The sequence below is a fragment of the Streptomyces bullii genome, from assembly GCF_042657145.1.
GTDB classification, from domain to species: domain Bacteria; phylum Actinomycetota; class Actinomycetes; order Streptomycetales; family Streptomycetaceae; genus Streptomyces; species Streptomyces bullii.
Genome location: NZ_JBHSNY010000003.1, coordinates 731,649 through 752,862, shown reverse-complemented (window position 1 = coordinate 752,862; position 21,214 = coordinate 731,649). Strand labels below are relative to the sequence as shown.

Annotated in this window: 17 protein-coding genes and 1 pseudogene; 6 read left to right on the top strand and 12 right to left on the bottom strand. The window is 72.5% G+C overall.

The genetic code is table 11. From position 1 onward, the window contains the following. Nucleotides 1–712 precede the first annotated feature (712 nt). Nucleotides 713–1,744: a tryptophan--tRNA ligase gene (trpS, locus tag ACFPZJ_RS11395; RefSeq protein ID WP_381020108.1), complete on the top strand. Its 1,032-nt coding sequence runs from the start codon at nucleotides 713–715 to the stop codon at nucleotides 1,742–1,744. On the opposite strand, the gene ACFPZJ_RS11390 is transcribed toward trpS, so the two are convergent. Beyond that, the gene (locus tag ACFPZJ_RS11390) at nucleotides 1,678–2,709 is read right to left on the bottom strand and encodes a GlxA family transcriptional regulator (protein ID WP_381020106.1); all 1,032 of its coding nucleotides are present in this window, start codon (nucleotides 2,707–2,709) and stop codon (nucleotides 1,678–1,680) included. The genes trpS and ACFPZJ_RS11390 overlap by 67 nt on opposite strands. 75 nt (nucleotides 2,710–2,784) lie before the next feature. On the opposite strand from ACFPZJ_RS11390, the gene ACFPZJ_RS11385 reads away from it, so the two are divergent. After that, complete coding sequence (locus ACFPZJ_RS11385) at nucleotides 2,785–3,372, top strand: cysteine hydrolase family protein (protein ID WP_381020104.1); 588 nt, start codon at nucleotides 2,785–2,787, stop codon at nucleotides 3,370–3,372. Nucleotides 3,373–3,387: 15 nt separating this feature from the next. Here ACFPZJ_RS11385 and proC read toward each other — a convergent pair whose 3' ends face one another. The 6 genes from proC to ACFPZJ_RS11355 form a co-directional block, all read right to left on the bottom strand. Then, complete coding sequence (gene proC, locus ACFPZJ_RS11380) at nucleotides 3,388–4,200, bottom strand: pyrroline-5-carboxylate reductase (RefSeq protein WP_381020102.1); 813 nt, start codon at nucleotides 4,198–4,200, stop codon at nucleotides 3,388–3,390. Nucleotides 4,201–4,442: 242 nt separating this feature from the next. Beyond that, nucleotides 4,443–5,234, bottom strand: a complete 792-nt coding sequence (locus tag ACFPZJ_RS11375) for an ABC transporter permease (RefSeq protein ID WP_381020100.1) — start codon at nucleotides 5,232–5,234, stop codon at nucleotides 4,443–4,445. Beyond that, entirely contained in the window at nucleotides 5,231–6,046 is an 816-nt protein-coding gene (locus ACFPZJ_RS11370; protein WP_381020098.1) for an ABC transporter ATP-binding protein, read from the bottom strand. Before ACFPZJ_RS11370 ends, ACFPZJ_RS11375 begins: the two co-directional genes overlap by 4 nt. A 68-nt stretch (nucleotides 6,047–6,114) precedes the next feature. Then, nucleotides 6,115–7,098 (bottom strand): class I SAM-dependent methyltransferase, encoded by a 984-nt coding sequence (locus tag ACFPZJ_RS11365; RefSeq protein WP_381020097.1) that lies wholly within the window; start codon nucleotides 7,096–7,098, stop codon nucleotides 6,115–6,117. Between the two features lie 79 nt (nucleotides 7,099–7,177). Further along, entirely contained in the window at nucleotides 7,178–7,690 is a 513-nt protein-coding gene (locus ACFPZJ_RS11360) for an EamA/RhaT family transporter (protein WP_381020095.1), read from the bottom strand. A 43-nt stretch (nucleotides 7,691–7,733) separates the two neighbouring features. Further along, complete coding sequence (locus tag ACFPZJ_RS11355) at nucleotides 7,734–8,096, bottom strand: SH3 domain-containing protein (protein WP_381020093.1); 363 nt, start codon at nucleotides 8,094–8,096, stop codon at nucleotides 7,734–7,736. A 182-nt stretch (nucleotides 8,097–8,278) separates the two neighbouring features. Between ACFPZJ_RS11355 and ACFPZJ_RS11350 the strand changes: the two genes are divergently transcribed. After that, nucleotides 8,279–10,561 (top strand): serine/threonine-protein kinase, encoded by a 2,283-nt coding sequence (locus ACFPZJ_RS11350; RefSeq protein WP_381020091.1) that lies wholly within the window; start codon nucleotides 8,279–8,281, stop codon nucleotides 10,559–10,561. Between the two features lie 161 nt (nucleotides 10,562–10,722). Here ACFPZJ_RS11350 and ilvD read toward each other — a convergent pair whose 3' ends face one another. The 4 genes and pseudogenes from ilvD to ACFPZJ_RS11330 form a co-directional block, all read right to left on the bottom strand. Next, nucleotides 10,723–12,576 carry a dihydroxy-acid dehydratase gene (ilvD, locus tag ACFPZJ_RS11345; protein WP_381020089.1) on the bottom strand — a complete coding sequence of 618 codons (1,854 nt, stop codon included), beginning with the start codon at nucleotides 12,574–12,576 and terminating at the stop codon, nucleotides 10,723–10,725. A 201-nt stretch (nucleotides 12,577–12,777) separates the two neighbouring features. Next, nucleotides 12,778–13,377, bottom strand: a pseudogene (locus ACFPZJ_RS11340) (TetR/AcrR family transcriptional regulator); the annotation flags it as partial. Nucleotides 13,378–13,685: 308 nt separating this feature from the next. Beyond that, a complete protein-coding gene (locus tag ACFPZJ_RS11335) occupies nucleotides 13,686–14,516 on the bottom strand; it encodes a sugar phosphate isomerase/epimerase family protein (protein WP_381020086.1) in 831 nt (276 codons plus the stop codon). A gap of 142 nt (nucleotides 14,517–14,658) precedes the next feature. Next, nucleotides 14,659–15,591, bottom strand: a complete 933-nt coding sequence (locus ACFPZJ_RS11330; RefSeq protein ID WP_381020085.1) for a Ppx/GppA family phosphatase — start codon at nucleotides 15,589–15,591, stop codon at nucleotides 14,659–14,661. Nucleotides 15,592–15,673: 82 nt separating this feature from the next. Between ACFPZJ_RS11330 and ACFPZJ_RS11325 the strand changes: the two genes are divergently transcribed. Continuing rightward, nucleotides 15,674–16,540 (top strand): DUF3109 family protein, encoded by an 867-nt coding sequence (locus ACFPZJ_RS11325; protein ID WP_381020083.1) that lies wholly within the window; start codon nucleotides 15,674–15,676, stop codon nucleotides 16,538–16,540. Between the two features lie 34 nt (nucleotides 16,541–16,574). On the opposite strand, the gene ACFPZJ_RS11320 is transcribed toward ACFPZJ_RS11325, so the two are convergent. Beyond that, entirely contained in the window at nucleotides 16,575–18,302 is a 1,728-nt protein-coding gene (locus tag ACFPZJ_RS11320; protein ID WP_381020082.1) for a BACON domain-containing protein, read from the bottom strand. Nucleotides 18,303–18,574: 272 nt separating this feature from the next. On the opposite strand from ACFPZJ_RS11320, the gene radA reads away from it, so the two are divergent. Next, a complete protein-coding gene (radA, locus tag ACFPZJ_RS11315; RefSeq protein ID WP_381020080.1) occupies nucleotides 18,575–19,984 on the top strand; it encodes a DNA repair protein RadA in 1,410 nt (469 codons plus the stop codon). An 81-nt stretch (nucleotides 19,985–20,065) separates the two neighbouring features. Then, nucleotides 20,066–21,190, top strand: a complete 1,125-nt coding sequence (gene disA / locus ACFPZJ_RS11310; protein ID WP_381020078.1) for a DNA integrity scanning diadenylate cyclase DisA — start codon at nucleotides 20,066–20,068, stop codon at nucleotides 21,188–21,190. The last annotated feature ends 24 nt before the right edge of the window (nucleotides 21,191–21,214 follow it).

Sequence of the window (21,214 nt, the reverse complement as noted above, 5' to 3'; positions counted from 1 at the left end):
TATCTGGCGTTGACTTTTGGCACGCTGTTGAGTTCTCAAGGAACGGACGCTTCCTTCGTACTCACCCTCTCGGGCTTTCCTCCGGGCGCTTCCCTTCGGTGTTTCCGACTCTATCAGATCCTTTCGGACCCGATTCCCGGTCGGCGGGATTTGCCTTTCGGCTGCCTTTCCAGGTTCCGCTTCCGCGTTTCCCTTTCCGGCGGTTCTGACTCTATCAGATCCTTTCGGGCCTGATTCCCTGTCAGCGGGGGCTGCCTTCCCGGCTGTTGGGCCGTTCCGACGAGGTGAGACTTTAGCGGATTCCCGACTCCCGAGCTAATCGGGGGCCGCGTCCTTTTCGAACGGGGATTCCTCATTCCGTAAATACGCATGCCAATGACGCGACGACAGACAGGTGACTGTCGTCGAGTGGGGTGGTACCTGCGGAATGGCTGTCCGGGGACCGACCGGGGTCGGCGCTCACGTCGGACAACTCGGAGAACAGTACGGAGCGGGCAGGGGCGTGTCAACTTCGGTCCGCCCGGCGCACCGGGGCGTACTCTGAGGCTTATGACGACGCGTACGTGCACCCGGCAGTGGTGGGCCGCCTGACGGCGGCCGTCTCACGTATGCACTCAACGGCCGCCTCTCGGCGGCCGTTCGTGTTTCTCCCTCCTGAACTCCAGAGGGGCGGCCCGCCGGGCGGCGACCTCGACCAGGAGGTGGAGTAGGGATGACACGGGTCTTCAGCGGGGTCAAGCCGACCGGGCATCTGACGCTGGGGAACTACCTGGGGGCCATGCGGCAGTGGGTCGCGGTCGACCAGCACCGGGCGGACGCGCTCTTCTGCGTCGTCGATCTGCACGCGCTGACCGTGGAGCACGATCCGGCGCGGGTGCGTCGGCTGAGCCGGCAGGCGGCGACGTTGCTGCTGGCGGCGGGGCTGGATCCGGAGCTCTGCACGGTGTTCGTGCAGAGTCATGTGGACGAGCACGCGCGGCTGTCGTACCTGCTGGAGTGCGTGGCGACCGACGGGGAGATGCGGCGCATGATCCAGTACAAGGAGAAGGCCGCGCGGGAGCGGGTGCGGGGCGGGAGCGTGCGGCTGTCGCTACTGACGTACCCGGTGCTGATGGCGGCGGACATCCTGGCGTACGGGACGGACGAGGTGCCCGTCGGGGACGACCAGGCCCAGCACGTGGAGCTGTCGCGGGATCTGGCGGTGCGGTTCAACCAGCGGTACGGGCATGCGTTCGTGGTGCCGCGGGCCACTCTTCCGCGGGTGGCCGCGCGGGTGATGAATCTGCAGGATCCGACGTCGAAGATGGGCAAGAGCGACGACGTCGGGCCGGGGGTCGTCTATCTGCTCGACGAGCCGGACGTGGTGCGGAAGAAGGTCATGCGCGCCGTGACCGACAGCGGGCGGGAGGTCGTCTACGACCGGGAGGCCCGGCCCGGAGTGGCGAATCTGCTGGAGATCCTCGCGGCGTGCACGGGTGGGAGCCCCGCGGACCTGAGCGGTGTGTATGAGTCGTACGGCGCTTTGAAAGCGGACACCGCGGAGGCCGTGGTCGAGCTCCTCAGGCCCGTACAGGAGAGGCACAAGGAGTTGTGCGCGGATCCTGGCTATGTGGAGGGGGTGCTGCGGGATGGCGCGGAGCGGGCGCGGGCCATGGCGCGGCCGATCGTGGACGCCGCTTATCGCGCGATCGGGTTGCTGCCGGCCGTTCCTGACACGGGTGCCGCGCTGAACGCGGTGCGGTAGGCGCGGGGGCTGGTGGCGAGGCGCGATGCGAAGTGCTGGCGCATCGTGACCTCGCTGCCGAAGCCGGCGCGGCGGGCGACCTCCGGCATGGGGAGGTCGGTGCGTTCGAGGAGCTTCTGAGCGGCTGCCATGCGCTGGTCCAGGAGCCAGCGCAGGGGCGTGGTGCCGGTCGCCGCCGTGAAGTGGCGGGCGAAGGTGCGGGCGGACATGCCGGCGTGGGCGGCCAGGTCGGCGACCGTGAGGGGCTCGTGCAGGTGGCGCAGGGCGTGTTCGCGTACAGCGGCCAGGGTGTCGGCGTCCCGGTCCGCGCGGGGGGTGGGGTGCTCGATGAACTGTGCCTGGGTGCCGGTGCGGAAGGGCGCCGTGACCATGGAGCGGGCGATGGTGGCGGCCGTCTCGGCGCCGTGGGCTTGGCGGACCAGGTGGAGGCAGAGGTCGATGCCGGCGGCGGTGCCGGCCGCGGTCCAGATGTTGTCGTCCTCGATGAAGAGGGCGTCGGGGACGACGGTGACATGGGGGTGGTGTGCGCGGAGGAGGTCGGCGAGGTTCCAGTGGGTGATGGCGCGGCGGCCGTCGAGGAGTCCGGCCTGGGCGAGGGTGAAGGCGCCGCCGCACAGGGCGGCGAGGGTGGTGCCGCGGGCGTGGGCGCGGCGGAGGGCGTCGAGGACGGGGGCCGGTGCGGGGGTGAGGTGGTCGTCGAGGCCGGGGATGAGGACGAGGTCGGCACGGGAGAGCCAGGTGAGGCTGCGGTCGGGGAGGAGGGTGAGGCCGCCGCGCATCGGGACGGGGGTGGTCTTGTCGGTGGCGACGCGGCGCAGTTCGAAGGCGGGGACGCCGCGGTCGGTGCGGTCGGCGCCCCAGACCTCGGTGATGACGGAGACGTCGAAGGCACGGATGCCGGGGAAGGCGACGAGGGCCACGCGATACGGGCGGTCGCCGTCTCTCGTTCTGCTCTGGGCGGCCACGACTGGCAGTAAACCATCGATCGACGGCTTCTGCACCTCTGGGGCGTCGGGCGAGGCCGCGTCAGGATCGTGGGCATGGAGATCGCGGAGAACGCAGCGCTGGTGGTCGTCGACGTGCAGAAGGGCTTCGAGGAGGTGGACTTCTGGGGGCCTCGGAACCATCCCGGGGCCGATGACGCCATCGCCTCGCTCATCGATGTGTGGCAGGCGACGGGGCGGCCGGTCGTCTTCGTGCGGCATGACTCCGTCGAGCCGGTGTCGCCGCTGCGGCCGGGGTACGTGGGCAACGAGTTCAAGGAGTACGTGGAGCGGCGGCGCGGGAAAGGGGGCGCGGGTGCCGAGCTGCTGGTGGCGAAGACCGTGAACTCGGCCTTCTACGGAACGCCGGACCTCGACGCCTGGCTGAGGGCGGAGGGGATCTCACAGGTCGTGCTGGCCGGGATCCAGACCAACATGTGCGTGGAGACGACGGCCCGGATGGGCGGGAACCTCGGGTACGACGTGGTGGTGGCCTACGACGCGACGTACACCTTCGATCTGGTGGGGCCGTTCGGCTGGCGGCGGAGTGCGGACGAGGTGGCGCAGGCGTCGGCGGTGTCGTTGCACGGGGGCGGTTTCGCTCGCGTGGTGACGACGAAGGAGGTGGTGGGCGCGGCCGGGTGACCGCGCCCGGGCGGATCAGTCCTTCTTGCCGGAGGCCAGTTCGCGGCTGCGGTCGCGGGCGGCTTCGAGGGCGGCGATGAGGGCGGCTCGTACACCGTGGTTCTCGAGTTCGCGGATGGCGTTGATGGTGGTGCCGGCGGGGGACGTGACGTTCTCGCGGAGCTTGACCGGGTGTTCGCCGCTGTCGCGGAGCATGGTGGCCGCGCCGATCGCGGACTGGACGATCAGGTCGTGGGCCTTGTCGCGGGGCAAGCCGAGCAGGATGCCGGCGTCCGTCATGGCTTCGACCAGGTAGAAGAAGTAGGCCGGGCCGGAGCCGGAGAGGGCGGTGCAGGCGTCCTGCTGGGACTCGGGCACGCGCAGTGTCTTGCCGACGGCGCCGAAGATCTCCTCGGCGTGGGCGAGGTCGGCTTCGCTGGCGTGGCTTCCGGCGGAAATGACGGACATGGCCTCGTCGACGAGGGCGGGGGTGTTCGTCATGACGCGGACGACCGGGGTGCCGGGGGCGAGGCGCTCCTCGAAGAAGGCGGTGGGGATGCCGGCGGCTCCGCTGATGACCAGGCGGTCGGCGGGCACGTGCGGGGCGAGTTCGTCGAGGAGGGTGCCCATGTCCTGCGGCTTGACCGTGAGGATCAGGGTGTCGGCGGTCTTGGCGGCCTCGGCGTTGCTGACCGGGGTGACGCCGTAGCGGGTGCGGAGTTCTTCGGCTCGTTCCTGACGGCGGGCGGTGACCAGGAGGTCGGTCGGGGCCCATCCGGCTCGGATCATTCCGCTGAGCAGGGCTTCGCCGATCTTGCCGGTGCCGAGGACTGCGACTTTCTGGGTCATGGCTGCGGGTGCCCTCCGGGAGTTGCGTCGTCCGGGTTCATCCTCGCACCCGGGAGGGGTGCGCGGGGTGGGGTGTCCGGTGGGCGGAACGTCGGTGGTGGTGGCGGCGCAGGGGACCGGTGCTGGTGCCAGGTGCCGTTGCCGTGCGTGCGCGGCGTGCGGCGTGCGGCGTGCGGCGTGCGGCGTGCGGCGTGCGGCGTGCGGCGTGCGGCGGCAGGGTCTACGGGGTGCGGCGGCAGGGTCTACGGGGTGCGGCGGCGCAGTGTCGCCGCACCCAGGGCCAGGACCAGCAGGGCGCAGCCCGCCACGATCAGGGCGTCGCGTACGAATGCGGCGGTCATGTCGGTGTGCTGGAGGACTTCGTTCATGCCGTCGACGGCGTAGGACATGGGGAGGGCGTTGGAGACGGCCTCCAGGACGGGGTGCATCTTGTCGCGCGGGGTGAACAGGCCGCAGAGGAGGATCTGGGGGAAGATCACCGCCGGCATGAACTGGACCGCCTGGAACTCGGAGGCCGCGAAGGCCGAGACGAAGAGGCCGAGGGCTGTGCCGAGGAGGGCGTCGAGGAGGGCGACGAGGAGCAGGAGCCAGGGGCTGCCGGTGACGTCCAGGCCGAGGAACCACAGGGCCAGACCCGTGGCGAGGGCCGACTGGATGATCGCGAGGGTGCCGAAGGCGAGGGCGTAGCCGGCGATGAGGTCGCCTTTGCCGAGGGGCATGGCGAGGAGGCGTTCGAGGGTGCCCGAGGTCCGTTCGCGCAGGGTGGCGATGGAGGTGACCAGGAACATCGTGATCAGGGGGAAGATGCCCAGGAGTGAGGCGCCGATGTTGTCGAAGGTGCGCGGGTTGCCGTCGAAGACGTAGCGCAGCAGGAACAGCATCAGGCAGGGGACGAGGATCATCAGCGCGATGGTGCGCGGGTCGTGGCGGAGCTGGCGCAGGACCCGGGCCGCCGTGGCGAGGGTGCGGGAGGCGTTGAGGGGGCTCGTCGGGGCGGGCGGAGCCGTCGCGGCCGGTGTGGTCGTCGTGGTCATCGGGAGGTCTCCTTCCTGCGGCCTGCCGCTGTCGCCTCGTCGACCAGGTGCAGGAACGCTGTCTCGACCGTGTCGGAGCCGGTGCGGGTGCGCAGGGCCTCGGGGGTGTCGTCGGCGAGGATCTCGCCCTCGCGCATGAGCAGGAGGCGGTGGCAGCGTTCGGCCTCGTCCATGACGTGCGAGGAGACGAGGAGGGTGGCGCCACGGGATGCCGCGATGTCGTGGAAGAGGTGCCACAGGTCGCGGCGGAGGACGGGGTCGAGGCCGACCGTGGGTTCGTCGAGGACCAGCAGTTCGGGAGTGCCGAGGAGGGCCACGGCCAGGGAGGCGCGGCTGCGCTGGCCGCCGGAGAGGTTGCCGGCCAGGGAGTCGGCGTGGGTGGTGAGGTCGACGTCGGCGATCGCGCGGGTGACGTGGTCGTGGCGGCGTTCGGCTGCCGTTCGGCCGGGGTCGAGGACCGCGGCGAAGTAGTCGAGGTTCTGGCGGACCGTCAGGTCGTCGTAGACGGAGGGCGCCTGGGTGACGTAGCCGACGCGGGTGCGCAGGGTGGGGTGGCCCGCGGGGTGGCCGAGGACGTCGAGGGTGCCGGTGACCTTGGCCTGGGTGCCGACGATCGCGCGCATGAGGGTCGACTTGCCGCAGCCGGAGGGGCCGAGCAGCCCGGTGATCTGGCCCCGGGGGACGGTGAAGTCGAGGCCGCGCAGGACGGTGCGGGGCCCTCGGACGACGGTGAGGTTCCCGGCGCGGATGGCGGGGGTGCCGTCGGGGGGTTCCGCTGCCGGGCGGGGTGGACCGGAGGCGTAATTCATCATGTGATGAATAGTGCTCCCGTGCGGAGGAGGGCGTCAAGCGGGGACCGTGGACCTCTCTGGGGCGGGGGTCAGTCGGAAGAGGGGCTGGAGGCGGTGTCGGGGGTGGTGGGGGCGACGAGCAGCCTGACGTCGTAGACCTCTTCGACGATTCCGTCGGGGAAGACCTTGAGCAGGTGTTCGCGCTCCTCGCTGAGGAAGGCGGCGCCGCGTTCCTCGTCGTGCACCAGGAGGACCGAGTGGCTGGCGATGTTGGCGAGATGGGTGTCGAGGGGGACGCGACGGCTCCAGCGGACCGTGCGGCGGGTGAAGCGGAGGCGGCCGGTGGGGTCGGCGGCCTGGGCGTTGACGTTCCGTTTCTCGGCGGCGACGTTCACACCGAAGTGCCGGGCGGTGCGGTCGGCCGCCTCGGCGATCCACGGCACGTCCAGGGCGTCGGTGTTCCACCACAGGGCGAGCGCGCCGCCGGGGCGCAGGACGCGCAGGGCCTCCGGGACGGAGCGGGCGGGGTCGGTCCAGTGCCAGGCCTGGGCGTAGGTGACGAGGTCGACGCAGGCGTCGGCGAGGGGCAGGTCGTCGCCGTCGCCGCGGACGAGCGGGACGTCGGGCAAGGTGCGGCGGAACTGGGCGGTCATGCCGGCGCCGGGCTCGACGGCGATCACGTCGGCGCCGCGGGCGCGCAACAGGCCGGTCGCGATGCCGGTGCCGGCCCCGACGTCCGCGACGCGGGCGCCGGCCAGGGGTCGGCCGGCCAGCTCTTCCAGCGCGTCGAAGAGGGCGGGTGGGTAGGAGGGGCGGTTGGCGGCGTACTGGGCCGCGGCCGCGTTGAAGGAGTGGCCGCGGGCGGCGTGCGGGTTCTGGCCGGGGACGGCGCCCGAGCAGGTGGCGGCCTGGGTGGCGTGGCCTTCTTCGTGGGAGGCCGGGGCTTCGGCGGTGTGGGGCTCGGCGGTGTGGGGCTCGGCTGTGGGGCGCTCGGACGCCCGGATCCCGGCCGCCCCGGTCCCGGCGGTGGGGCGGGATTCGGTGGGCCGGAGGGCTGAGGGCCGTGTGGTCATACGGCCATGGTGGCCGCGGACGGGCCCGGGGCGGGGTGAGTTTTCGGTGAGAGGCGGCGGCCGGGCGATGCGGAGGGGGTCAGGAGCGGCGGCGCTTCTTCAACGGGTTGCCCGAGCGGCGGGTGGCGCGCTTCTCGTGCTGTTCGCGGGCCGCCTCGTACTCCTCGCGGTGCAGCTTCTCGCCGGGCGCCTCGGTGAGGGAGCGGAAGAAGTACGCGAGGAGGGAGCCGATGAACCCGATGGCCAGCAGGCCGCGCAGGGAGGCCTGGCGTTCGGGGTCGGGGCGGCGGGTGAAACCGTCCCAGGTGTGCCGGAAGGCTAGCGCGCTGCAGATCGCGAACATCACGACCATCAGGAGGGTGACGAACCGGCCGATGGCGGCGATTTGAAGCCCCTCGTAGGCGAGGCGCAGGACGAGGCAGACGGCGGCCGCCACGGCGAGCGAGCCGACGGCGACGCCGATGCGGCGGGCGGTGTAGCCGCCGTCGTGGTCCACCCAGGTCGTGCCGAAGAAGCGGAGGGGCTCCGGGCGCGGTCCGGTGGAGGGCGTGGAGCCCGCGGGGGTGTCCGTGGTGCCGGTTTCGTCGCTCACGGCTCGATTATGGCTCCGGCACCGCCGCGGGCTCCGGCCGGGTTCAGCCGCAGCGCGGACGGACGTAGCCGTCACTGCCGGTGTTCACGTACGCGTCCGAGACGTACTCGCCGTTGTCGATGTTGTCCCAGATGTTGCTGGTGCCGTACGGACCCGTGATCGTGGTGCCCGGTGTCTGGCAGTAGATCGGGACCTTGGCGCCCTCCGGGAGGACCCGGACGACGGGGTAACCGGTGCCGGGGCCGCTGCGGACGTTGAGGCGGTAGCCCGGGGCCACCGGGTAGTACGTCACAGCCGTGGTCTGCACGGCCAGGACGACCGGCTCCGAACCGCCTCCGTCCGCGACCTCTTGGACTCTGTCCGCTTCGACCCTGTCCGGCGCCTCTTCGACGCGGTCAACAGACATGCAAACCTCCCCCGTTGCGCCCCATGACTGCCATGGGGTCCCGTTGATTCCCCCGGATCACGCGACGAAACACAGACGCGCGACTCGCACACGGAGGCTAGCAAGCCGCCTCTGTCCCGTACGAGTCATCGACTAGGCTCCGAGCGTCGCGCGCGCGGACAGACAGCACGGGGGTGGTCCCATTGGCGCCACAGCGGAACGCCGGGGCGGGCGCGGAAGCGGAACTTCCCGAATACGCCGGTCACTACCGTCTGGAGTCCTGTCTGGGATCGGGCGGCATGGGCGTGGTGCACCTGGCCCGGAGCACCTCCGGGATGAAGCTCGCGGTGAAGGTCGTGCACGCGGAGTTCGCCAGGGACCCCGAGTTCCGGGGGCGGTTCCGGCAGGAGGTGGGTGCGGCCCGCAGGGTCAGCGGCGCCTTCACCGCGCCGGTCGTGGACGCCGACCCGGAGGCCGAACGGCCCTGGATGGCGACGCTGTTCATCCCCGGCCCGACCCTCGCCGAACAGGTGAAGCGGAACGGGCCTATGGCTCCGGGCCAGTTGCGCCGTCTGATGGCCGGGCTCGCGGAGGCGCTGCGCGACATCCACCGGGTCGGCGTCGTGCACCGGGACCTCAAGCCGAGCAACGTCCTGCTCGCCGAGGACGGGCCGAAGGTCATCGACTTCGGCATCTCCCGGCCGAAGGACAGTGAACTGCGCACCGAGACCGGCAAGTTGATCGGGACTCCGCCGTTCATGGCGCCCGAGCAGTTCCGGCGGCCCCGGGAGGTCGGGCCGGCCGCCGACATCTTCGCGCTCGGGTCGGTGATGGTGCACGCGGCCACCGGGCGCGGACCGTTCGACTCCGACAGCCCGTACGTCGTCGCCTACCAGGTGGTGCACGACGAGCCGGAGCTGACCGGCGTACCGGAGGAGCTCGCGCCGCTGGTCCTGCGATGCCTCGCCAAGGAGCCGCAGGAGCGGCCCTCGCCGGACGAGTTGATGCGGGAGCTGCGCTCGGTGGCGGCCTCGTACGACACGCAGGCGTTCATACCGGCGCAGCGGACGAGCGATCCGGCGGCGCTGGAGTCGGAGCCGGAACCCGGAGCGGGACCGGAGCCCGGAGCCGGAACAGGTCAGGGTCCGGGAACAGGTCAAGGTCCGGGAGCAGGTCAGGGCCCGGGTCGTCGTCCGGTGCCGGGGCCGGGACGGACATCCGAGCCGGAACCGGTCCCGGGCCCGGAGCGGGGACCGGAGTCGGAAGCCCGGTCCCGCCCCGGGTCCCCCGTGGAGGGGTCCGAGCGACGGGTCAGGAGGCGTCGGACGGGTCGTCGGGTGGCCCTGGCGGCCGGGTTGGTCGGGCTGGCCGTCGCCGGTGTGCTGGCGTCGGTGCAGTGGTCCGGCGGTACGGGACCGGCGCCCGAGAGCAGTACGCGTACGAAGGCCGCCGGTTTCAGCGCCTGGGAGACGGCGCCGGGGTCCAAGGAGAGCACACCGCAGTGTGCGTACGGCCGGGACAAGGTGCTGTGTGCCCAGTCCGGGCTGGTCTTCGCCCTCGATCCGGCCGACGGCCGCCTGCTGTGGCGGCAGTCCGTCGCCCGGACGCACGTGAGCGGGCCGCCCGTGCTGTCCGGCGGGCTCGTGCAGCCCTCGCTGGAGCAGGGCCGTCGCAGGGAGGCGCTCGATCCCGCCTCGGGCGAGGTGCGCTGGCGGCGGTCCATGCCCGCGTACAACGGCCTGGTGAGCGCCGGAGACATGCTTCTGCTCACCGGCACCGACGGGACGGTCACCGGCGTGGACAGCGCCTCGGGCGAGACGCGGTGGAGCCGGCGGGTGCCGGGCCACGCGGTGCCGTACTTCTCCTCGTTCGACGGCCACCCGCTGGCGTACGCGGCGAGCACCTCCGCCGACGGAACGAGCACCCGCCTCACCGCGGTCGACCCGAAGACGGGGGACGTGCGGTGGGACGCCCGGCTGGAGGGCGCCCTGAAACCGCTCGGCAGCGCGGACGGGTCGGTGTTCCTCACCGCCGTCGACGCGGTCTACGGGGACACGAAGGCGGTGGTCCGCTACACCCCGGGCAGCCGCGCGGTGCGGCGGGTCGCCCTTCCGGTGCCGGTGCAGCAGGCCCACGGCACGGTGCGGGGGGACATCGTCCACCTCGTCGGGAGCGGCGGATCGGTGGTGGCCGTGGACATGGGCGCGGGCAGGCAGCTGTGGCGCCTGGAGACGTCGGTGACCCGCGGCTCGACGCCGGTCACCGACGGCCGGCACGTGTACTTCACCGCCCCGGACGGTCGCCTCCTCGCCGTCGACGCGCGGGCGGGCCAGCTCGTGGGCCAGACGTCGCCGCGGCTCGGGCGCAACGCGGACCGGGTCGCGGCGGCCCTGCCCGAACCGGTGATCGTGGGCGACCGGGTCTACGCGTCCGCCCCGGACGGCACCGTCTTCGCGGTGGACGGTCGTGAGCCGTCGGACTGGTAGCGCGCCGGTGGCCCGTACGGGAACGGGCCCGATGACCCGAATCTGAGCTGGAACCCGTGACCCGTACGGGAAAGGGCCGCCCCCCGGTCATGGGGTGGCGGCCCTCGGTCCCTCGTGGAGCCTCCCGGAGCCTCGCGGAGCCTCCCGGAGTCTCGCGGGGGTCAGCCCAGTTTGCTCACGTCCCGCACGGCGCCCTTGTCCGCGCTGGTCGCCATCGCCGCGTACGCCCGCAGGGCCGCCGAGACCTTCCGGTCGCGGTTCTTCGGTGCGTACGTCCCGCCCAGGGCCTGCTCGCGGCGGGCCAGTTCGGCGTCGTCGACCAGGAGGTCGATCGAACGGTTCGGGATGTCGATGCGGATGCGGTCGCCGTCCTCGACGAGGGCGATCGTGCCGCCGGAGGCGGCCTCCGGGGAGGCGTGGCCGATGGACAGGCCAGAAGTGCCGCCGGAGAAGCGGCCGTCGGTGATCAGGGCGCAGGCCTTTCCGAGACCCCGGCTCTTCAGGTACGAGGTCGGGTAGAGCATCTCCTGCATGCCCGGCCCGCCCTTGGGGCCCTCGTAGCGGATGACGACGACGTCGCCCTCCTTGACCTGCTTGGTCAGGATCTTCTCGACGGCCTCCTCCTGCGACTCGCAGACGACCGCCGGGCCCTCGAAGGTCCAGATCGACTCGTCGACGCCGGCCGTCTTGACCACGCAGCCGTCGACGGCGAGGTTGCCGCGCAGGACCGCGAGGCCGCCGTCCTTGGAGTAGGCGTGCTCGGCGGAGCGGATGCAGCCGTTCTCGGCGTCCTCGTCGAGGGACTCCCAGCGCTCGGACTGGGAGAAGGCCTCGGCGGAGCGGACGCAGCCGGGCGCCGCGTGCCACAGTTCCACGGCCTTCGCCGACGGCGAGCCGCCCCGGATGTCCCAGGTCTTCAGCCAGTCCGCCAGGGACGGGCTGTGCACGGAGTGGACGTCCTCGTCGAGCAGGCCCGCGCGGTGCAGTTCGCCGAGGAGGGCGGGGATGCCTCCGGCGCGGTGCACGTCCTCCATGTAGTACGTACGGTTCTTGGCGACGTTCGGCGCGACCTTCGCCAGGCACGGCACCCGGCGCGACAGCTCGTCGATCTCGGGCAGGCCGAAGGGGACCTCTGCCTCCTGGGCGGCGGCCAGCAGGTGCAGGATCGTGTTGGTCGATCCGCCCATCGCGATGTCCAGCGCCATGGCGTTCTGGAACGCGGCGAAGGTGGCGATGCTGCGGGGCAGGACCGAGTCGTCGTCCTGCTCGTAGTAGCGGCGGGTGAGGTCCATGACCGTGTGGGCCGCGTCGACGTACAGCTGCTTGCGGGCCGTGTGGGTGGCCAGGACCGAGCCGTTGCCGGGCAGGGACAGGCCGATCGCCTCGGTGAGGCAGTTCATCGAGTTGGCGGTGAACATGCCGGAGCAGGAGCCGCAGGTGGGGCAGGCGTTCTCCTCGATGCGGAGGACGTCGGCGTCGGAGACCTTGTCGTTGGCGGCCTCGACCATCGCGTCGATCAGGTCCAGGGTGCGGACCGAGCCGTCGACCAGGGTGGTGCGGCCGGCCTCCATCGGGCCGCCGGAGACGAAGACCGTCGGGATGTTCAGGCGCAGGGCCGCGTTGAGCATGCCCGGGGTGATCTTGTCGCAGTTGGAGATGCAGATCAGGGCGTCGGCGCGGTGGGCCTCGACCATGTACTCCACGCTGTCCGCGATCAGGTCGCGGGAGGGCAGGCTGTAGAGCATGCCGCCGTGGCCCATCGCGATGCCGTCGTCCACGGCGATGGTGTTGAACTCGCGCGGGATGCCGCCGGCCGCGACGACCGCCTCGCTGACGATCCGGCCGACCGGCGCGAGGTGGGTGTGGCCGGGGACGAACTCCGTGAAGCTGTTGGCGACGGCGATGATCGGCTTCCGCCCGATGTCCGCACCGGGTACACCGGAGGCGCGCATAAGGGCGCGGGCGCCCGCCATGTTGCGGCCGTGGGTGACTGTGCGGGACCTCAGCTCGGGCATCGTCGCTCGCTCCTTCGGAGAGTCCTGCCAGAGGGCTCTGACAGATTTCTGACTGCTACCGAGCGTACGCCGGTCATCCAGGGGTCGGGACGCGGTGTCCGTAATGCGGGACGCATATCTCAGGGCAGCGGGGGTGGTCTCAGGGCATCGGGGAGGTCTCAGCACGACGGGGCCGGGTCGGCGTTGGCCACGGGTCGGGTGTCAGGGGTTGGTCAGATGGCCCTGCACCACCGGTGCCACCCGGGCGATGATCTCCTCCGGGTCCGCCGACGCCAGCGGCTCGACCTTGATCACGTATCGGATCATCGCGATCCCGACCAGTTGCGCCGCGGCCAGTTCGGCGCGCAGTTCCGCGTCCGGCAGGCCGAGCTGGGCCGCGAGGCGGCGCAGCAGCTGGGTGGCGATCATGCGGCGGAAGACGGCGGCGGCGGCCTCGTTGTTGACGGCCGAGCGGACCACCGCGAGCAGCGGGGTCCGGGTCACCGGGTTCTCCCAGAGGCCGAAGAACATCCGGGCAAGCCGCTCGCCGGTGTCCTCCAGCGGGCCTTCCAGGAGGGTGTCCCGGGCGGTGAGCGCGGGCGCGATGGCGACCTCGACGGCCGCCTCGAAGACCTGCTCCTTCGTGCCGAAGTAGTGGTGGACCAGCGCCGAGTCGACCCCGGCTGCCTTGGCGATGCCGCGCACGGACGCCTTGTCGTAGCCGCGCTCGGAGAACTCCGCGCGGGCCGCGTCCAGGATGCGGTCGCGGGTGTCGCCGGACTCCGCACGCGGCGGCCGGCCCCGGCGACGGGAGGCCGTGCCGTGGCGGTCGGCCGTGCCGTGGCGCTCGGCCGGGTCTTTGGAAGCGGGTGCGCCCTGGCGGCCCTGGGAAGCGGGCGCGCCCTGGCGATCGGCCGAGCCCTGACGGTCCGCCGAGCCCCGGCGGTCGGCCGAGCCCTGGCGTCCGGTCGTCCCCTGGGAAGCAGGTGCGCCCTGGGAAGCGGGTGCGCCCTGGGAAGCAGGTGCTGCGCCCTGGGAAGCTGTCTCCCGGGAGGTCCCGTCCCCGTCGGCCGGCGTCCCGCGCCCCGCCGTTCCGTCGGGCGGCGTCCCCTGCCCCGCCCTCGTGCCGGTCATCGCCGCGGCACCCGTACCGCCGAGGCCAGGTGCAGGCGGGCGAAGGCCAGCGCCTCGGCCAGGTCGGCCTCCCGCTCCGCGGCGGACATGGCGCGACGGGTGTTGACCTCGATGACGACATGGCCGTCGAAGCCGGTGAGGGCGAGACGTTCCAGCACCTCGGCGCAGGGCTGGGTGCCGCGGCCGGGCACGAGGTGCTCGTCCTTGGCCGAGCCCCGGCCGTCGGCGAGGTGGACGTGGCCGAGACGGTCGCCCATGCGGTCGATCATCTCCAGCGCGTCGCTGCGGGCCGTGGCGGTGTGGCTGAGGTCGATCGTGAAGTGGCGGTAGTCGTCCTTGGTGACGTCCCAGTCGGGGGCGTACGCGAGCATCTCGCGGTCGCGGTAGCGCCAGGGGTACATGTTCTCGACGGCGAACCGCACGTCCGTCTCGTCGGCCATCCGCCAGATCCCGCTGACGAAGTCGCGCGCGTACTGCCGCTGCCACCGGAACGGGGGGTGGACCACCACGGTGCTCGCCCCCAGCTTCTCGGCCGCCGTCCGGGCGCGCTGGAGCTTGGTCCAAGGGTCCGTCGACCACACGCGCTGCGTGATCAGCAGGCAGGGGGCGTGCACGGCCAGGATCGGGATCCGGTGGTAGTCGGAGAGGCGGCGCAGGGCTTCGATGTCCTGGCTGACCGGGTCGGTCCAGACCATGACCTCGACACCGTCGTACCCCAGGCGCGCGGCGATCTCGAAGGCCGTCGCCGTGGACTCCGGATACACGGAGGCCGTCGACAGGGCGACCTTCGCATCCGGGATGCGGACAACGTCCCTTGGTTCTGCCACGAGGGACAGGTTACGGGGTGAGGTCGGCAGGCCGCCGGGTCCCTCTTCGCCGTTGTGGTGTTTGCCATAGGCGCGGGTGCGGCGCGGTCGGGTGTGCTCGCGCGGTTCCCCGCGTCCCCCGCGGCGTCCCGTCAGCCCTGCCTCACGACGACACCATGTGGTCAAGTCGCCGCAGGATCACGCCCTCCCTGAGCGCCCACGGGCAGATCTCCAGCGTCTCCACGCCGAACAGGTCCATCGCGCCCTCGGCGACCAGGGCTCCGGCCAGCAGCTGAGCGGCCCGGCCCTCGGAGACTCCGGGCAGCTCGGCTCGTTCCGCGGCGGTCATGCCGGCCAGCCTGGGCACCCAGCCCTCCAGGGACTGCCGCTTCAGCTCGCGCTGCACGTACAGGCCCTCGGCGGAGCGGGCGGCGCCGGCGATGCGGGCGAGCTGCTTGAAGGTCTTGGACGTGGCCACCACGTGGTCGGGGGCGCCGAAGCGGCTGAACTCACCGACCGTACGGGCGATCTCGGTGCGGACATGGCGGCGCAGGGCGCGCACGTCGTCCGGGCTGGGCGGATCACCGGGCAGCCGGGCGGCGGTGAGGCGGCCGGCGCCCAGCGGCAGCGACACGGCGGCGTCGGGGTCCTCGTCCATGCCGTAGGCGATCTCAAGGGAGCCGCCGCCGATGTCGAGGACGAGCAGCTTGCCGGCCGACCAGCCGAACCAGCGGCGGGCGGCGAGGAAGGTGAGCCGGGCCTCCTCCTCGCCGGTGAGGACCTGGAGCTCGACGCCGGTCTCGGTGTGCACGCGCGCGAGGACGTCATCGGCGTTGCTCGCTTCCCGCACGGCGGAGGTGGCGAACGGCAGCAGGTCCTCGACGCCCTTGTCCTCGGCGGCCTGGAGGGCGTCGCGGACCACCGAGATCAGCCGGTCGACCCCGTCGGGGCCGATCGCTCCCTCGTCGTCGAGGAGCTCGGCAAGGCGCAGTTCCGCCTTGTGCGAGTGCGCCGGCAGCGGGCGCGCGCCGGGGTGTGCGTCCACCACCAGCAGATGCACCGTGTTCGATCCCACGTCGAGGACACCGAGTCTCATGGGGGAACGCTACTGCCAGCAGGGCCGGTCTCCGTCCCCGGCACTGTCCCGGAAGGACCCGGGGGCGTCTTACCCTGGTCGCGTGCCAAAGACGAAAAAGGCGAAGAACGAGAAGGCGACCAAGGCCGCGAAGAAGGACAAAGCGGCCAAGGGTTCTTCGCAGGCCGTAGCAGCGAGGAAGTCGAGGGAGGCGCCGGTGGACGACGAGAAGGGCCTCGACTTCGCCCGCGCGTGGGTGGAGTTCCCTGATCCGGCGGACGAGGAGCAGGTGTTCCGCTGCGATCTGACGTGGCTGACCTCCCGCTGGAACTGCATCTTCGGCAGCGGCTGCCAGGGCATCCAGGCGGGCCGCGCGGACGACGGGTGCTGCACCCTGGGCGCCCACTTCTCCGACGAGGACGACGAGCGGCGGGTCGCCGAGCATGTGGCGAGGCTCACGCCGGACATCTGGCAGCACCACGCCGAGGGCACGAGGAACGGCTGGGTCTCCGAGGACGAGGACGGCGACCGCCAGACCCGCCCCTACCAGGGCTCCTGCATCTTCCAGAACCGGCCGGGCTTCCCGGGCGGCATGGGCTGCTCGCTGCACATCCTGGCCCTGAGGGAGGACCGCGAGCCGCTGGAGACCAAGCCGGACGTGTGCTGGCAGCTGCCGATCCGGCGCACGTACGAGTGGATCGACCGGCCCGACGACACACGGGTGCTCCAGGTGTCGATCGGTGAGTACGACCGGCGCGGCTGGGGGCCGGGCGGCCACGACCTGCACTGGTGGTGCACCTCGGCGACCTCGGCGCACGGCGCGGGCGAGCCGGTGTACGTCTCCTACCGGGCGGAGCTGACCGAGCTGATGGGCAAGGCCGGCTACGACCGTCTGGTCGAGCTGTGCGAGCAGCGACTGGCCTCGCAGCTGCCGCTGCTGGCCCCGCATCCGGCGGATCCGGCCGGCTGAGCCCGGCTGACGCGCTGGACGGCCGACCCGGCGCCTACGACGTGGACGGGCTCGGGTCGCCGCTGCCGCCGGACGGCGGCGGTGAGCTCGCCGGGTCGGTGGGGGCCGACGGCGTGGGCGAAGGGTCCGGGCCGGACGACGACGGGGGCGGGTCGCTCGGCGTGGGATCGGCGGGGGCCGACGTCGTGGGAGTCGGATGGGGGCGGCTCGGGGGCGGGCCGTCCGGGACGCTGGGGCGGGGTTCGGGGCGCGGGGCCGGGTCGGAGGGGCGGGGTGCCGTGCCGTAGCCCTCGATGGTGACGACGGCGCCGGCGGGTGCGATCGCCACCCGCGCGCTCCAGGGGCCGGAGGGCTCGCGCAGATGGTCCACGTACACCTTGATCGTCAACGATTCGCCGCGCCGCAGCGTTCCCGACGACTGGCTGAAGTAGAGCCAGTCCGCTCCGGTGGAGGCGGACCAGCGGACCGGTCCGGTGCCGGTCGCGGTCAGGGTGATGAGGGTGGTGTCGCCGTTGTGGCCGGCCGTGACCTCCAAGCGGGCCGCGTCCTTCCTGTCGGCGCCGCTGGTCACCTCGACGGAGACGTCGTGGTCCCCGTTCCTGCCGTGTCCGCCGAAGCGGGCGCCGGGCTGGGTGCGGGCGTTGCCCGCGTTCTCGTAGCCGCCGCCCGCCACCTCACCGTCGAGGCCGACGGCCTCCTCCGCCTCCAGCGCGGAGGCCGAGCGGCCGTCCTGGGCCTCACCGACGGGGGTGCCCCGGTAGGCGGCCCACAGGGCCAGCACGGGAGCCGCGACGACGGTGGCGACGACGGTCGTGGTGACGGCACGCGCGCGTAGGCGGTCTCTTCGGGCCGCGTGGTCCTTGGGGTCCATCGGGAAGCCGCGCCGGTCGAAGCGGGGCGCGGCGCGGCGCACGCGCGGATGGTGGGCCAGGGCGAGGCGCAGGGCTGCGCGGGGTGCCGGAAGGACGGGCAGTTCGGCGGGTGTGGCGCTGGTGCCGGGCCAGCGGCCCGGGAGGGCGCGCTCGGCGGTGCGGCGGCATCGCGGGCAGTCGTCGACGTGCCGTACGAGCTCGCGGCGCAGGGCGGCGCTGAGCACGAACTGGTTGTCGCCGGTGAGATGGGCCACGCTCGGGCAGGCGCCGGTCTCCACGACGGCGAGGGCCGCGCGGGTGCGCTCCACCTCACAGGCGGCGGAGGCGAGCAGTTCGCGGGCCGCGGCCTGGTCGAGGCCGAGGACGGCGGCGACCTCCCGGGGGGTGAGGTCGTGGCGCACGGCCAGCTCCAGGGCCTCCCGCTGCTCCGGGGTGGTGCCGGCGGCCTCCGGCCAGGCGAGCAGCGCCAGTTCGCGCCGCCGCCGCTCCAGGTCGTCCACGGACACCGGCGGGTCGGCCGGCGGTGCGGACCGCTGCCGGTCGGTGCGGCCCGCCGCGTGGCTGGCCTGACGTTTCTGCTTGGCCTCGGCCAGCCTGCGCAGGCACGCCCAGCGGGCCAGCGCGTACAGCCAGGCCCTGCGGTCCCCGGCCGCCTCCGGGACGTGCCGGCCGCGGCGCTCGGCGAGCGCCAGGACGTCGCCCAGGGCGGCGGTCGCCGCGTCGTGGTCGCACAGCACGGACAGGCAGTAGGTGAACAGGCCGTCGAGGTAGGGCTCGTAGGGCGCGAAGGGCCGCACCGGCGTGCGCTCGGCAGTGCGGTCGCGGGCCTCCCTGCGCGCCCGGTGCGCGCCGGTCGTGCGGGTCGGTGTCTCCGAACTGCTGCTCATCATCCGGCGACCGTAGGGGCCCGGGAGTGGCACCTTGTGGCGCCTTGAGCACTTTTAATCCGTACGGGTGAAACGATCCCTCAATAGGGGACAGGCCCTTGTTCCGCCGTGGGCGCGGGGTGGCGCGTTCCCGGTGCGCGGGCGGCCGTCCCCTGCCGGGCCTGCCGCTGAACAGCGGGAAGACAGCGCGCAGGGCGCCCGTCAGTGCCGCAGTCACGGCCGCCGAAACCTGCCTGCGGATATCGATGTCAGTGCCGCAGGCTACGGTTTCGTCCATGGCTGCCCGTACCAAGACCACCAAGGACCGCCCGTCCTACCGCTGCACGGAGTGCGGCTGGCAGACGGCCAAGTGGCTTGGCCGGTGCCCCGAGTGCCAGGCGTGGGGCACGGTCGAGGAGTACGGCGCGCCCGCGGTCCGCACGACGGCGCCGGGCCGGGTGACGACCTCCGCGCTGCCCATCGGCCAGGTCGACGGCCGCCAGGCCACCGCCCGCTCCACCGGCGTGCCCGAGCTGGACCGGGTGCTCGGCGGCGGGCTGGTGCCCGGGGCGGTGGTGCTGGTGGCGGGCGAGCCCGGCGTCGGCAAGTCGACGCTGCTGCTCGACGTGGCGGCCAAGTCGGCGAGCGAGCAGCACCGGACGCTGTACGTCACGGGCGAGGAGTCGGCGAGCCAGGTCCGGCTGCGCGCCGACCGCATCGGCGCCATCGACGACCACCTGTACCTGGCGGCCGAGACGGACCTGGCGGCGATCCTGGGCCACCTGGACGCGGTCAAGCCGTCGCTGCTGATCCTCGACTCGGTGCAGACGGTGGCGTCCCCGGAGATCGACGGCGCGCCCGGCGGCATGGCGCAGGTCCGGGAGGTCGCCGGGGCCCTGATCCGGGCCTCCAAGGAGCGCGGGATGTCGACTCTCCTTGTGGGCCATGTCACCAAGGACGGCGCGATCGCGGGGCCGCGTCTCCTGGAACACCTCGTGGACGTCGTCCTGCACTTCGAGGGCGACCGGCACGCACGCCTTCGTCTGGTACGCGGCGTCAAGAACCGCTACGGCGCCACCGACGAGGTCGGCTGCTTCGAGCTGCACGACGAGGGCATCACGGGCCTCGCGGACCCGAGCGGACTTTTCCTGACACGTCGTGACGAACCGGTCCCCGGCACCTGCCTGACGGTCACCCTGGAGGGCCGCCGCCCGCTGGTGGCCGAGGTGCAGGCGCTCACGGTCGACTCGCAGATCCCCTCCCCCCGCCGCACCACCTCCGGCCTGGAGACCTCCCGCGTCTCGATGATGCTCGCGGTACTGGAACAGCGCGGCAGGATCAGCGCCTTGGGCAAACGGGACATCTACTCCGCGACGGTCGGCGGTGTGAAGCTCTCGGAGCCGGCCGCCGATCTGGCCGTCGCCCTGGCCCTGGCCTCCGCCGCGAGCGACACCCCGCTGCCGAAGAACCTCGTCGCGATCGGCGAGGTCGGCCTCGCGGGCGAGGTCAGACGGGTCACGGGCGTCCAGCGCAGGCTCGCCGAGGCCCACCGCCTGGGCTTCACGCACGCCCTCGTACCGGGCGACCCGGGCAAGATCCCTTCCGGTATGAAGGTCCTGGAAGTGGCGGACATAGGGGACGCCCTGCGGGTCCTCCCCCGCTCCCGTCGCCGAGAGGCCCCACGGGACGCGGAAGACCGCCGGTAGACTTTGCCCTGGTCTCGCCCGTCCGTACGAACCGAGTGTGCGAAACGGGAGCGCCCCAGAACCTGCGACCGGAGGAGTGCAGTGGCAGCCAACGACCGGGCAGCAGCTCCCGGAAAGTCCGGTGGGAGTGCCGGTTCCGATGGCCTGATGCGCGCCTCGCTGAGCGCCGTGGCACCCGGCACGCCCTTGCGTGACGGCCTGGAGCGCGTGCTCCGCGGCAACACCGGCGGTCTGATCGTGCTCGGCTCCGACAAGACCGTCGAGGCGATGTGCACGGGCGGTTTCGTCCTGGACGTCGAGTTCACGGCGACGCGCCTGCGCGAGCTGTGCAAGCTCGACGGCGGCATCGTGCTGTCCTCGGACCTGTCGAAGATCCTCCGGGCGGGTGTGCAGTTCGTGCCCGACGCGACGATCCCCACGGAGGAGACGGGCACCCGGCACCGCACGGCCGACCGGGTCTCCAAGCAGGTCGGCTACCCGGTCGTCTCGGTCTCCCAGTCGATGCGGCTGATCGCCCTGTACGTCGACGGCCAGCGCCGCGTCCTGGAGGACTCGGCGGCGATCCTGTCCCGCGCCAACCAGGCCCTGGCGACCCTGGAGCGCTACAAGCTCCGCCTCGACGAGGTCGCGGGCACGCTGTCGGCGCTGGAGATCGAGGACCTGGTGACCGTCCGGGACGTCTCGGCGGTCGCCCAGCGCCTGGAGATGGTGCGCCGCATCGCCACCGAGATCGCCGAGTACGTGGTGGAGCTGGGCACGGACGGCCGGTTGCTCGCCCTCCAGCTGGACGAGTTGATCGCGGGCGTGGAGCCCGAGCGCGAGCTGGTCGTCCGGGACTACGTCCCCGAGCCCACGGCCAAGCGCTCCCGCACCGTCGACGAGGCCCTGGCCGAGCTCGACGCCCTCACCCACGCCGAACTCCTCGAACTGCCGACCGTCGCCCGCGCCCTGGGCTACACCGGCTCCCCCGAGACGCTCGACTCGGCGGTCTCCCCGCGCGGCTTCCGGCTCCTGGCCAAGGTGCCGAGGCTGCCCGGCGCGATCATCGACCGCCTGGTGGAGCACTTCGGCGGTCTGCAGAAGCTGCTGGCCGCGAGCGTCGACGACCTCCAGACGGTGGACGGCGTGGGCGAGGCCCGGGCGCGCAGTGTCCGCGAGGGCCTGTCGCGGCTGGCGGAGAGCTCGATCCTGGAGCGCTACGTGTAGCTCCGCCGAGCTGCCGCGGCCTGA

Bases quoted from the DNA above. Each gene is read 5' to 3' on its own strand.
- trpS (WP_381020108.1), top strand. From the start codon at position 713: ATGACACGGGTCTTCAGCGGGGTCAAGCCGACCGGGCATCTGACGCTG.
- ACFPZJ_RS11385 (WP_381020104.1), top strand. From the start codon at position 2,785: ATGGAGATCGCGGAGAACGCAGCGCTGGTGGTCGTCGACGTGCAGAAG.
- proC (WP_381020102.1), bottom strand. From the start codon at position 4,200: ATGACCCAGAAAGTCGCAGTCCTCGGCACCGGCAAGATCGGCGAAGCC.
- ACFPZJ_RS11375 (WP_381020100.1), bottom strand. From the start codon at position 5,234: ATGACCACGACGACCACACCGGCCGCGACGGCTCCGCCCGCCCCGACG.
- ACFPZJ_RS11370 (WP_381020098.1), bottom strand. From the start codon at position 6,046: ATGATGAATTACGCCTCCGGTCCACCCCGCCCGGCAGCGGAACCCCCC.
- ACFPZJ_RS11365 (WP_381020097.1), bottom strand. From the start codon at position 7,098: ATGACCACACGGCCCTCAGCCCTCCGGCCCACCGAATCCCGCCCCACC.
- ACFPZJ_RS11355 (WP_381020093.1), bottom strand. From the start codon at position 8,096: ATGTCTGTTGACCGCGTCGAAGAGGCGCCGGACAGGGTCGAAGCGGAC.
- ilvD (WP_381020089.1), bottom strand. From the start codon at position 12,576: ATGCCCGAGCTGAGGTCCCGCACAGTCACCCACGGCCGCAACATGGCG.
- ACFPZJ_RS11330 (WP_381020085.1), bottom strand. From the start codon at position 15,591: ATGAGACTCGGTGTCCTCGACGTGGGATCGAACACGGTGCATCTGCTG.
- ACFPZJ_RS11320 (WP_381020082.1), bottom strand. From the start codon at position 18,302: ATGATGAGCAGCAGTTCGGAGACACCGACCCGCACGACCGGCGCGCAC.
- radA (WP_381020080.1), top strand. From the start codon at position 18,575: ATGGCTGCCCGTACCAAGACCACCAAGGACCGCCCGTCCTACCGCTGC.